The sequence below is a fragment of the Desulfocicer niacini genome (genome assembly GCF_054657595.1).
The window spans coordinates 19,427-32,157 of the sequence record NZ_BAAHYK010000040.1 but is presented as its reverse complement, the minus strand read 5'-3'; the positions used below and the strand labels follow the sequence as shown (position 1 = coordinate 32,157).

Sequence of the window (12,731 nt, the reverse complement as noted above, 5' to 3'; positions counted from 1 at the left end):
TGTTAGAAAAAATGGAGTCTTACAAAACCAAATGATCGAAGGCATATTTGTTGAAGGGCTGATCTATTCCATCATGGCACTGGGGGTATTTTTCACCTTCAGAATCCTTGATTTTCCAGATCTCACCGTGGATGGTTCCTTTCCCATGGGGGCAGTGATCATGGCGGCCTGCCTCCATGGCGGCATTTCCCCCCTGGCCGGGCTTTTTCTGGCCTTTTTAGGTGGGGTCAGTGCCGGAGCCGTCACCGCAGCCATTCATAACAAGCTAAAGGTGCCCCATTTGCTGGCCGGGATTCTCACCATGACCATGCTTTATTCGGTGAACATCCGTATTCTTTCCAACCGGGCAAATCTGCCCCTGCTGCGGGTGGACACCCTGCTCACCCAGGTGCATGGGTACACACAAGGATTTCTTGCCCCGGAATATGCCTCTCTTTTGTTTTTCATCATCGTTGTTTTTATCATCAAGAAACTGATGGATATCTTTTTCATCACAGACATGGGGCTCATGTTCGGTGCCCTTGGCAACAACGAACAGATGGTAAGGGTCCAGGGCGTCAATCCAGCCACTCTGAAGCTCATCGGTGTGGGCCTTTCCAACGGGCTTGTGGCCCTATCCGGTGCCTTTGCCGCCCAGTACCAGGGATTTGCCGACATTAACCTTGGCCAGGGCATTGTGGTCACAGGTCTTGCCTCGGTGATGCTGGGGGAATTCATGCTGACCTCAAACAAAATTTCGGTGTTGACCCTGCGGGTGATCCTGGGGGCCATTTTGTTCAAGGGCATCATGTACCTGGGCCGGTATTACGGCTACTATATCAACATGACCCCCAATGACCTGAAACTCATTGCCGGTGTTTTGATCCTCATCTCCCTTGCGGCTGCCAATTTTAAAGACAAACGCAAGGAGGGCACCCCATGATTGACATTGAAAACCTGACCAAAACCTTTCACCCGGGCACACCCAGCGAAAAACAGGTGCTCAGATCCATAGATCTCCATGTGGAAAAAGGCGATTTTATCACGGTTATCGGCAGCAACGGGGCCGGTAAGACCACCCTTTTAAATCTCATATCCGGATCACTTTTTCCCAGTGCCGGTACCCTGATTATAAAAGGACAGGATGTAACCGCCATGCCCGAATACCTGCGGGCAAGGCATATCGGACGCATCTTCCAGGACCCCCTTGCTGGCACGGCCTCCAACATGACCCTGGAAGACAACATGATGATCACCTGCAAAAAAGGCTTTAAATGGCCGGTGATCAGCCTGAACAGAAAAATGCGGCAACGCTTCCATAAAGAGGTACGTCAACTGGACATGGGTCTGGAATCCCGGATGAAGGAGAATGTCAGCAGTCTCTCCGGGGGACAGCGCCAGGCACTAACCCTTCTGATGACCGTGCTGTCAAGCCCTGATATTTTACTTCTGGATGAGCACACAGCAGCCCTTGACCCCAGAAATGCCGCCATGGTCATGGACCTGACCCGGCGCTTTATTACCGAAAAAAAACTCACCTCTCTCATGATCACCCACAACATGGGCCATGCCATTGAATTTGGCAACCGTCTGATCATGATGGATGGTGGAGAAATTATCATTGATGTAAAAGGAGAAACCAAAAAAGCGTTGACCATCAAAAAGCTCATCGACATGTTTGGTTCCATCCGAAAAAAAACCTTTGAAAACGATGAGGTTCTCCTCACAAACTGAAGAATCCGGGTGCCCCCATGTGACCCGTTTTTCCATACTTGAACCATAAGGATTAAAAATAGAAATGACCCAGAAAGCAGATAACAACAAAATTCGAAATATTGCCATCATTGCCCATGTTGACCATGGAAAAACAACTCTGGTGGATGCCATGTTCAAACAAAGCGGGGTATTCAGACAGGGTAAAGAGGTGGACGATCGCATCATGGACTCCATGGATCTGGAACGGGAAAGGGGAATCACCATCTCCGCCAAGAACTGTGCAGTGATGATTGACGGCATAAAAGTCAATATTCTGGACACCCCGGGCCATGCTGATTTCAGTGCCGAGGTGGAACGGGCACTGTCCATGGTCAACGGTGCCATCCTGCTGGTGGATGCATCGGAAGGCCCCTTGCCCCAGACCCGGTTTGTGCTGAAAAAAGCTCTGGAAGCTGGCCTTCGCATCATTGTAGTCATCAACAAAATTGACCGGGCCGATGCCAGAACCATGGAGGTGCTGGACGAAATCTACGACCTTTTCATTGACCTGGATGCCACCGATGCCCAGATTGATTTCCCGGTGCTCTACGCTGTGGGCCGGGACGGCATTGCCAAAAATGAACTGGAAGACGACTCCCAGGATCTTCAACCCCTTTTCAAGGTGATTTTAAGTGAAATCCCGGCCCCCACCTTTGACCCGGCAGAGCCATTTCAGATGCTGGTGTCCGATCTGGGCCACTCCGATTACACCGGACGACTGGCCATTGGGAAAATTGCCAACGGCAGCGTAAGCTCCCGGGATGAGCTGGTTCTCATCGGCAAAGACAACCAACCCGTGAAGTTAAAAGTTTCAAGCCTTCAGATCTATGACGGTGCATCCCTTGGCCCGGCCGGGGTGGTGGAAGCAGGTGACATCGCCGTGGTGTCCGGCACAGACGCCTTTGAAATAGGAGATACCATCTGCACAAAGGAATTTCCCAAGGCCCTGCCCCGCATCACCGTTGACGAACCCACGGTGTCCATGATGTTCTCTGCATCGGATTCCCCCTTTTCAGGTATGGAAGGCAAACTGGTTCAATCCAGCCGTATCCGGGAACGGCTGGAAAAAGAGGCCCTGGCCAATGTGGCCATATCTGTCCAGGAAACGGCAGAAAAAGGATCTTTCACCGTCCAGGGACGGGGGGAATTTCAGATGGCCATTCTGGTGGAAACCATGCGCCGGGAAGGATTTGAGCTGTGTGTGGGACGTCCCCAGGTGATTTACCGCACCGATGCCGACGGCAGAAAAACAGAGCCTGTGGAAAAACTCTACGTGGATTGTGAAGAGACCTTCACCGGGGTGGTCACGGAAAAACTCTCCATTCGCAAGGGACGTCTGATAAACCTGTCCAACAAACGGGGACGGGCCAACATGGAATTTTCCATCCCCTCCCGGGCCCTCATCGGATACCGGGATGAATTTCTCACCGATACCAAGGGTACCGGCATCATGAATTCCATCTTTGACGGATATGAAGTGTATCGGGGGGATTTCCCCACCCGGCGCACCGGCTCCCTTGTCAGTGATCGAAAAGGAAAAGCTGTACCCTACGCCCTTTATAACCTGGAACCCCGGGGACGATTGATGATTACCCCCGGCACCCCGGTGTATGAAGGCATGGTGGTGGGAGAACACAGCAAGAGCAACGATCTGGATGTCAATCCCTGCAAGGAAAAAAAACTGACCAACATGCGCGCTTCGGGCAAGGATGACAGCACCACCTGCTCACCGGTGAAACCCCTTACCCTGGAGCAGGCGTTGAATTTTCTCAACGACGATGAGCTGGTGGAGGTAACGCCTTTAAGCATCCGGGTCCGGAAAAAAATTCTTTCCCGTCAAAGACGCTACACCAATCGATAATCTTTCTGAGTGGGTTTTATTGAAACGCGTGCCATTCCGGCGACCGGGGCAGGTATTACCCTCCTCTCATGTATGCATGCGCATCTCTACGAGCCTCGCAGCCCGTCCATGGGCTGCGCCGAGGAAAATGGCAAATTTTTCAGCGTCCATGCTAAAAGCTACCATTTAATCCGCTCCGGGCAATACCTGCCCCGGTCACCTCTGTTATCGGGTTTCATGCTTCGTTGTGTCCGCCAGGACATGCGAGTTTATATAGAAAGGTAGCCTTCAAGTTTACCTCAGCAGAGCCGCCCCCCGACGGGCAATAGGAACCGGCCAATTGGGCCGTCTACGGTTCCGGGCCGGACCCATTGCCCGTCGGGGGGCGGCGGCATATTGCCATTTTCATTATTCGTTGTGACAGGATAGTCTGTCATGTGGGTTATACGAAATCACCATCAAGCACATCCGGTAAAATTTCATAGTGATCAAAGGGGGGCATGACGCAGGCCCCCTGGAAGAATTCCCGGGCCACCGCCACCATATCCCGGGCATTGGCAACACCTTCGGCCACGGAATCACTGGCGCTGTGCATGCGTTTTCTCAAATCTTCTGGTACAGCAATCCCCGCCACCCTATCATGAAGGAAATCGGCATGTTTCGGAGTTCGCAGGGGCAAAATACCCATGATCACGGGAACATTCAAAGATTTCACCGCCCGGGCAATGGTCTGGGCCGTTTGCCTGTCATACACGGGCTGGGTCACGGCATACTGTGCCCCGGCAGCCACTTTTTTCTCCAGGCGTTGCACCTCCCGCTCCAGCCCATTCACCTCTGGGCGAAAATCCAGCACTGCCCCGGTGTAAAGCCCGGAATCCCTGGCCATGGTCACCAGATCAAACACATTCACATCCTTTACATCAGAAACCATTTTTCGATCTGCCATGGCCACGAAATCCCCGGTGGCCACCAGGACAGAAGAAATGCCCAGGGCCTTGGCTCCCCACATCAATGCCTGGAGACTGATACGATTATGATCCCGGGTGGTGCAATGAAGAACTGCGGGGCGCCCGGTGTGCTGCTGAATCAAGGCACAAAGGGCCATGGCGCACATGCGGGGCTTTGCCACGGGGTTGGTGGCCACACTGAATCCATCCACCGGCAGATCCTTGAGGGATGCCAGGTCTGCCTGGAGCTTTCCCGCATCATTTCCCACGGGTGGCACCACTTCAACGGTGATAATAAATTTTTTAAAATCAAAAGGCTTATCCGTTTTCAATTCATTGTGTACCAGTAAATCCTGTTCCATGGGCACCCTCCATTATTTAGCATTGAATTACAAGGCATTGTTTCAGAAAAAATGGCTTGGTCACACCAGCGGCCACCTTGGGGAGGGGTGGCCTGGCTTATGGACATTATTTTCTAAAAATCCCAGCTTGCACAGATCTGTTGGGCTTGGTCACAACTTGGGCCACCTGTCACAATTGGTGGGCCAACGGGGTCAGGCTATGTGGTATTAGAGCCTGAGTTTTTATCAGGCTCTATGTTTTTGACAAGTGCCTTTGCATAAAGAAGATTTTAAGCAAAAGCGTCAATAACGCAAGCCTGACCCCGCCCCAAAGTGGCCCATGCTGTGACCAAGCCCGATCTGTTCAAATAACACCCATAAGCCAAGCCTGCCCCATGCTACAGTTCTTCTACAATGCTATTCTGCCGGAACAACAGGAGCGTTCAGGCTGAAGTCCATTCGAACCGTGGCAGTGCGCTGGGCAAGTTCCTTGTCCAGCATCATCAGCCCCTGGGAATTGGCGCCGATCAATTTAAGCTGATCAATAATTTCATGATCATTTTCTTCTTCTTCCACCTGCTCGGTTACAAACCACTGGAGAAAAATTTTTGTGGCATGATCCTTTTCTTCCATGGCCGTTTCCATCAAATCATTAATGGAGGCCGTAATAAACTCTTCATGGGCAAGGGTCTTTTCAAACATGTCCATCACAGACTCAAAGGTGGACGCAGGCGCTTCAATGGCCTTCAATACCACTCGTCCCCCACGGCTGTGGATATAATCAAACAGCTTCATGGCATGGGACATCTCTTCATGATACTGCACCATGAACCAGTTGGAAAATCCTTTAAGCCCCATATCCCCTGCATGGATGGACATGGACATATAAAGGTAGGCTGAAAACATTTCCTTATTAACCTGCTCATTTAATGCGTCTTCCATTTTTTTACCAATCATGTGTTTTTCTCCTTAAATTAGGCATTAATGGTGGGTCGAACATGGGGAATATGATTATACACATTTATTTTAATTATGGATATAAAACATGTCAAATCCGCCTGCCCCGATGCAACACAAGACTTGCAAGTTGACAAAAAGCAGGCACTGCAGGGCAAACCGGGAAAATGGGAATGCGCCTAAATAAGCTGAGTTTACTCGCTCACAAAAGTAAACATTATTCTCTTGACAAGACCACAATACCTTCATAGTATCAAATTCATTAATTTCGCAAGGGGGATATTGTCATATTTCGGATATTTTCGCCTCTTTATAACTCTCAGCCATTCATCCTGTTTTCAAGCACCGGTGATGTATAATTGAGGTCTCACACGCCCCCAGGAAGATTTTTTTCCATACCATCAACAGCATCTCAGGGTCAGGGAGAACTTCCCATGGCCCTGCTCTGATAAGGGATGATTACAAATCAATCATCCGCGACACCAACCCCTTAGAAAAAGGAGTCATACCATGGGCGTAAAAACCATTGAAACCACCCCGTCAGCCTATGCCTATCCCCTTCTCATTAAAAACATCTTTAAAAACTCCCTCATCCGTTCCCCGGAACAGGAAATCGTTTACCGGGATCAAATGAGATATACCTACCGGGATCTTCATCGCCGGGTGGGACAGCTGGCCAATGCACTGTCCGAACTGGGGGTAAAGCAGGGAGATACAGTGGCCGTCATGGATTTTGACAGCCACCGCTATCTGGAATGCTATTTCGCCATTCCCATGATGGGTGCCATTCTTCACACCGTGCACATCCGCCTGTCACCGGAACAGATCCTTTATACCATCAACCACGCCGAAGATGATGTTCTGCTGGTGAACTCGGAACTGCTGCCCCTGCTTGAACCCATCAAAGATAAGATTGAAACAGTCAAGAAGATCATTCTCATACAGGAAACGAGCAAGGCTCCGGACACAACCATTTCCTTTGATGACACATATGAGAACATGGTCACCCAGGGTAAAGAAGGCTATGATTTTCCGGATTTTGACGAAAATGCCCGGGCCACCACCTTTTATACCTCTGGTACCACCGGCAATCCCAAGGGGGTTTATTTCAGCCACCGGCAGCTGGTACTCCATACCTTTGGACTGATGACGGGATTGTGTGCCATTGACTCCCAGGCGGTGATGACATCAAAGGATGTGTACATGCCGCTTACCCCCATGTTTCATGTCCATGCCTGGGGCATACCCTATCTTTTCACCATGCTTGGCAACAAGCAGATTTATCCCGGCCGGTACGAACCGGAGATGATTTTAAAGCTGGTGGTGGGTGAAAAGGTGACCTTTTCCCATTGTGTACCCACCATCATCCACATGCTGGTAAATTCCCCCGTAGCAGATAAGGTGGACCTGTCCCAATGGAAGGTGGTCATTGGCGGCTCTGCTCTGCCCCGGGGCCTTTGTGCTGCCGCACTGAAGCATAAAATCAATCTCTATTCCGCCTATGGCATGTCGGAAACCTGCCCACTTCTCACCGTGGCCCACATAAAACCCCACATGATGGACTGGGACGAAGAGGCCCTCATTGACATCCGGTGCAAAACCGGCATACCCATTCCCCTGGTGGATATTGAAATCATAGATCCCATGGGTACCCCCGTGGCCCACGACGGCGTCCAGACAGGAGAAGTGGTGACAAGGACTCCCTGGCTTACCCAGGGTTATCTCCACAATGAAAGCAAAAGTGAAGAATTGTGGGAGAATAGATGGCTTCATACCGGGGATGTGGGCCTAATTGATCCAGAAGGATATCTCAAGATCACCGACCGGTTAAAGGATGTGATCAAAACCGGAGGGGAATGGGTCTCATCCCTGACCCTGGAGGATATCATCAGCCAGCATCCTGCCATCAGCGAGGCCGCAGCCATTGGTGTCCCCGACGAAAAATGGGGAGAGCGTCCCATTGTGCTGGCCGTACTCAAAGCAAATGTCAAGCAGGACGGTCTTGAGGCAGAAATAAAAAAAACATTCATGGAGGCCCATGAAAAAGGGATAATACCCAAATACGGGGTCCCGGACAAAGTAATTTTTGTGGATGAAATTGCCAAGACCGGCGTGGGAAAGTTGGATAAAAAGGTACTGCGGGTTCAGTACGCAGGCTGAGCCACTCTTTATGCAGGGCTTGATTCCAGCTTTATATTTCTGAAGTCAGGGAGGGGTCAGGTTATGTGTTACTAGTGCAGCGTCAAAGCTTGATTTTAGGATTGTTGATTTCCAAAGATGCCGTGGTGCAACACTCTTCGGACCTGATCATCCCAAATCTTCGCTTTGACCATGCACTAGAGTGTGAGTTTTTGAATAACAATCATCTCAGGCTGCCGACACAACGAACAGTGAGAATGGCAATATACCGCCCCCAACGGGCACCCGTCCGGAGCCGGACGGGTGCCCGTTGGGGGCCCTGCTGTCGACAGTTTCATATAAAGGCTCTATATTTTTCTCACCGATCTGTGTTTCAAGTCAAATTCTAACAAAACCCCAATACCCCCAGGCCAACCCCAGCCCACTGCCCCCACCTCTTTTAATAAGGTCCCAAGTTTTAATGTCCGATATCCCCACCCTGATGTCAAATTGAATTTGCCGCTTTTCCGGCTTACCATTGACAAAAAAAGCCTGCTCATATATTTAATTTTACCGGTATAACTTAAATTTTATGATAACACTGGATTATCGGACTCTTTTTTTTGGAGTCACACAATGTAATACACAGGCATACCAGAAATGGGGCAATTAATCATATAATAATACATGGCAGTTAGTACCTGCACCAACGGAAAAAACGCTAATCATTACAGACATTCCAACGGAGTTTTATATAAAAATATAAGTGGTTGACAGACCACATGTAATATACTGTCTAAAAAAAAAGGTTTTAACCCAGAAATTTAATTTTAACAAAGGGAGATACTTATTCATGTTAACAAAAATTTTTCCGTTTCTGCTCTGGTTCAAGGACTATGATGGGGACAAAATGAAACTGGACGTGGTGGCGGGTATCACCGTGGCCATGGTCCTGATTCCCCAGTCCATGGCCTATGCCCAGCTGGCAGGACTGCCTGCATATTATGGCCTTTACGCTGCATTTTTGCCGCCCATGGTGGCGGCCCTGTTCGGCTCCAGCCGTCAACTGGCCACAGGTCCCGTTGCAGTGGTTTCTCTTATGTCAGCGGCATCCCTTGAACCTCTTGCCACTGCCGGAAGCGCTCAGTTCATCGCCTATTCCATTATCCTGGCTTTTACTGTGGGATCATTCCAGCTATTTTTAGGGATCTTCCGGCTGGGCCTGGTGGTAAATCTTCTGTCTCACCCTGTGGTAAACGGATTCACCAATGCGGCTGCCATCGTCATCGCCTCTTCACAGTTTTCCAAACTGTTCGGGGTGTATGTGGACAAGGCCGGACATCATTACCAGACCATCATCAATGTCTGCAAATCGGCCATGCATTATACCCATTTCCCCACTCTTGGCATGGGGGTTCTGGCCATTGTTATCATGGTCTTTTTAAGACGCTACAACCCAAAAATTCCCAATGTACTGGTGGCGGTGGCAATAACCACTGTGCTGTCCTATTTCATTCAGTTCAACCATGACATCCTTGTCCCCATTACCCAGATTAAAAACCCTGAAATCGTAAAGGTCCTCACCGAGTTCAACCACGAAATTTCAGAAATTGAACAACTGGGGGCACAGCGTGCCAATCTGAACAACGAAATGAAAGCCGCCAAAGAGGCCTCCAAAGCCAGTGGTGCCCATATCACCTCCGACAGGCAAATTGATCTTGAACATCAACTGGCTGTGATTCAGTCAAAGATAGATCATGCCAGTGCCAAGGCCCATGACAAAAGAGAAATGCTGAGGCTGGTCCATTTTTCCGTGGCCAAGGACAGTGGTGAAACCCCCATGTTTTATGTGGGACCCGCCCTTCCGGACAATTCAGAAACCGATGGCCGGAAATGGCGCATCAAAATCGGCAACAAGGCATTGAATTTTGAACAACTGAACATGATCGGCGGCGGTGCCGTTGTGGGCAATATTCCCAAGGGGCTGAAGGTGGGGATTCCCAAGGCACCGGAAAACACCTCCTATGTAGCTGCATTTTTTCAACTCTTACCCTTTGCTGTGATCATTTCCCTGCTGGGATTCATGGAAGCCATTGCCATTGCCAAATCCATGGCCGCAAAAACCGGCCAGAAACTTGACCCCAACCAAGAGCTCATCGGTCAGGGCCTTGCAAATATCATCGGCTCATTCGGGCAGAGCTATGCCGTATCCGGCTCCTTTTCCAGATCTGCCGTGAACCTCCAGGCCAATGCCGTCACCGGCGTATCCTCGGTGGTCACAAGTATCATGGTGGCATTGACCCTTCTTTTCTTTACTCCGCTTCTTTACCATCTGCCCCAGGCAGTTCTGGCCGCCGTTATTATGATGGCCGTCATCGGACTGATCAACACCAAGGGATTTGTCCACTCATGGAAAGCCAAGCGATCCGACGGTATCATCTCCGTTATTTCATTTGTGTGCACCCTTTATTTTGCTCCCCATCTTGAAGAAGGCATCATGGTGGGCGTGGGCTTGACCTTCGCTCTTTTCATTTACAAAAACCTTCGTCCCAAGGTGGCGCTATTATCCAGGTCCAGTGATAACACCTTGAAAAGCGCCATCAAATGCGGTCTTAAATCCTGCGATCACATTGCCGTGGTGCGCTTTGACGGGCCATTGATCTTCACCAATGCCACGTATCTGGAAGACAAGGTGCTTGAATACATATCACTTAAACCGGATCTGCTCCATGTGCTCATTGAATCCAGCGGCATCAACGACATTGATGCATCCGGAGAAGATGCGCTGTCCATCCTCATTGATACCGTGCGGGGAAGTGGAAGGGAAATTTCATTCTGCGGAATTAAGGAAAGAGTGCTTGATGTTATCACCCGGACCAATCTCATCGAAAAAATAGGAGAAAACAACATTTATGCGGAGTCAGGGATTGCTCTGTTTAATATCCACAGGTCCATACATGACAAGGGAGACTGCGTGTCGTGCCCACTGAAGATATGTAAACCCCTGGAGGAAATGTCGGTTTCCTGATCCAATCCCATATGAAACGCCACGGGCGGACCCATTCTGATCCGGTTCCGCCCACAACCAAGCGTGAACATGGTATAATGCCGCCCCCCGAGGGCCCGGAACCGTAGATGGCTCAATTGACCGGTTCCTATTGCCCATCGGGGCGGCTCTGCAGAGGTTGCCCGGAAGTTTTATTTTCTAATAAATGGACATCAAAGAATGAAAATGGGATGATCAAACGCTAAAACAAAAAGGCCTTTTCCGGAAGCATCTGGAAAAGGCCTTTTTTTACGGATTGCTCCCGACCGATGCAGGGTTGGCCGGGTTTGGGTCAGTGATTATTGTTGCAGGCTATGGTTTGATCACAATGGTGGGATACAGGCCCTTCTTTGGACCTTCAGGATAAGGCTGCAGGGTATTAAAGGAAATATACTGATTTTTCTGGGCATGGCCTTTTTTATCCCCTCCGTTGAAAAAGGCACCGTTGGCTTCCAGGATGTGATGAATTCGTTCTTTAAAACCACCGATAAAGCTTGCTCCATCCCCTTCAAAGAACATGTTGCCCATGGAGAAGCCCCCCTCAATCTTGGTGAAATCATCAATGGAAATGGAGTGCTTTTTCAAATCTTTTTCAGATTTAATCATCCCCCACACAAGATGGCCTTCGGGTATTTCAAGGGGTTCTTTAATGTCTATGATGGTATGGGGCATGACAATGCAGTCCTTTCCAATGTTAAGGCGACTGTCCGGCCCCCCTTTAAGGAAACTGTTAAATCCCACAAATACATTGGTACCCATATCTGCTTCAATGATCTTTGCACCATGGGCTGTGACATTATATCCCTCCAGGCGAGAATTAATGATATAGCAGTTTTCCTGGGCATTGGCTCCTTTGCCCAACCAGGCATTCTGTAAAAAAGCCCGTTGGGAAACCAGTACATTCTCTCCGATGTGGATAGGCGGTTTACTCACCGCATATCGATCCAGGGAAGCGGAATTGGGCACCGGAATGGAATGCTCAATATTCACGACATCAAACACCCGCTGGAAAGCTTCTTTGCGGTCTTCCACAAAATCTATGAGTTGGCCTTGCGGAGCAATGCCCGCCGTAAAATAAATATAGTGTTTCAGCTCATCCTGTGGATGGGTATACATAAAATTAAATTCACCAGGAACCCGGACCCACACCGTTCCCGGGGCAATATCAAGGTGACTGATCTCACCTGCCTGCACATAGGCAAAATTACCAATGACGCTGTCACGCATGGTGGTCAGATCCACGGTGGCAAAGGATCCTAAAAAACATCCATCTGAGGGTGCACCATGGATATTGGCGTAATTCATGGAGATGGTATCTTTGATGAAAAATTCTTCCAGGGTTTCGGGATCATGGGAGAAATTATGCACCAGGGTTTTGATGAGCAGGCTGTCTTTGATGTCAATTTCTTCATCCCGGCTCACGGGAATTTCAAACCCCTGATATTGAAAAAGATCTCCTTCTTTTTTTAGTTCATCACCCCGGATATCGCTTTTGTATAAAAGTGAATTGGTGATTTTGCACTGACCTAGAAAATAACTACCGGCAAGGTTGGACTGCTTAAATTGAAAATTAAGGCGATGGTGGGGAGATATCCCGAAAAAAGCATAAAACTTAATCATTTGCTCAAATGGGATAAAGTTCTGAACATAGGGATTAACGTCAAACTCCAGCTCTCTCAAATTGATATTGGCACGCTGAACAATCCGGTCATACAATTTTTGAATCGATTTCATGATGTATCCTCAAT

8 protein-coding genes are annotated in these 12,731 nt (G+C 49.3%); 5 read left to right on the top strand and 3 right to left on the bottom strand.

Features of this window, described 5'->3' with window-relative positions; translation table 11 throughout:
* Positions 1-31 precede the first annotated feature (31 nt).
* From ACYQ2M_RS18875 to typA, 3 genes are all read left to right on the top strand, one after another.
* A complete protein-coding gene (locus ACYQ2M_RS18875) occupies positions 32-922 on the top strand; it encodes an ABC transporter permease (RefSeq protein ID WP_459917934.1) in 891 nt (296 codons plus the stop codon).
* A complete protein-coding gene (locus tag ACYQ2M_RS18870; protein WP_459917933.1) occupies positions 919-1,713 on the top strand; it encodes an ABC transporter ATP-binding protein in 795 nt (264 codons plus the stop codon). The genes ACYQ2M_RS18875 and ACYQ2M_RS18870 overlap by 4 nt, the downstream gene beginning before the upstream one ends.
* 64 nt (positions 1,714-1,777) lie before the next feature.
* Positions 1,778-3,595 (top strand): translational GTPase TypA, encoded by a 1,818-nt coding sequence (gene typA, locus ACYQ2M_RS18865; RefSeq protein WP_459917932.1) that lies wholly within the window; start codon positions 1,778-1,780, stop codon positions 3,593-3,595.
* A 421-nt stretch (positions 3,596-4,016) separates the two neighbouring features.
* Here typA and ACYQ2M_RS18860 read toward each other — a convergent pair whose 3' ends face one another.
* A complete protein-coding gene (locus tag ACYQ2M_RS18860) occupies positions 4,017-4,883 on the bottom strand; it encodes a methylenetetrahydrofolate reductase (RefSeq protein ID WP_459917931.1) in 867 nt (288 codons plus the stop codon).
* A gap of 396 nt (positions 4,884-5,279) precedes the next feature.
* Complete coding sequence (locus ACYQ2M_RS18855) at positions 5,280-5,819, bottom strand: ferritin (RefSeq protein WP_459917930.1); 540 nt, start codon at positions 5,817-5,819, stop codon at positions 5,280-5,282.
* Between the two features lie 510 nt (positions 5,820-6,329).
* On the opposite strand from ACYQ2M_RS18855, the gene ACYQ2M_RS18850 reads away from it, so the two are divergent.
* Together ACYQ2M_RS18850 and ACYQ2M_RS18845 are read left to right on the top strand one after the other, a co-directional pair.
* Positions 6,330-7,979, top strand: coding sequence for a fatty acid--CoA ligase (locus tag ACYQ2M_RS18850; RefSeq protein WP_459917929.1), 1,650 nt, complete (start codon positions 6,330-6,332; stop codon positions 7,977-7,979).
* An 811-nt stretch (positions 7,980-8,790) separates the two neighbouring features.
* The gene (locus ACYQ2M_RS18845) at positions 8,791-10,965 is read left to right on the top strand and encodes a SulP family inorganic anion transporter (protein WP_459917928.1); all 2,175 of its coding nucleotides are present in this window, start codon (positions 8,791-8,793) and stop codon (positions 10,963-10,965) included.
* A 330-nt stretch (positions 10,966-11,295) separates the two neighbouring features.
* Here ACYQ2M_RS18845 and ACYQ2M_RS18840 read toward each other — a convergent pair whose 3' ends face one another.
* Entirely contained in the window at positions 11,296-12,717 is a 1,422-nt protein-coding gene (locus ACYQ2M_RS18840; RefSeq protein WP_459917927.1) for a transferase, read from the bottom strand.
* Between the last annotated feature and the right edge of the window lie 14 nt (positions 12,718-12,731).

Bases quoted from the DNA above. Each gene is read 5' to 3' on its own strand.
- ACYQ2M_RS18860 (WP_459917931.1), bottom strand. From the start codon at position 4,883: ATGGAACAGGATTTACTGGTACACAATGAATTGAAAACGGATAAGCCT.
- ACYQ2M_RS18855 (WP_459917930.1), bottom strand. From the start codon at position 5,819: ATGATTGGTAAAAAAATGGAAGACGCATTAAATGAGCAGGTTAATAAG.
- ACYQ2M_RS18845 (WP_459917928.1), top strand. From the start codon at position 8,791: ATGTTAACAAAAATTTTTCCGTTTCTGCTCTGGTTCAAGGACTATGAT.
- ACYQ2M_RS18870 (WP_459917933.1), top strand. From the start codon at position 919: ATGATTGACATTGAAAACCTGACCAAAACCTTTCACCCGGGCACACCC.
- typA (WP_459917932.1), top strand. From the start codon at position 1,778: ATGACCCAGAAAGCAGATAACAACAAAATTCGAAATATTGCCATCATT.
- ACYQ2M_RS18875 (WP_459917934.1), top strand. From the start codon at position 32: ATGATCGAAGGCATATTTGTTGAAGGGCTGATCTATTCCATCATGGCA.
- ACYQ2M_RS18850 (WP_459917929.1), top strand. From the start codon at position 6,330: ATGGGCGTAAAAACCATTGAAACCACCCCGTCAGCCTATGCCTATCCC.
- ACYQ2M_RS18840 (WP_459917927.1), bottom strand. From the start codon at position 12,717: ATGAAATCGATTCAAAAATTGTATGACCGGATTGTTCAGCGTGCCAAT.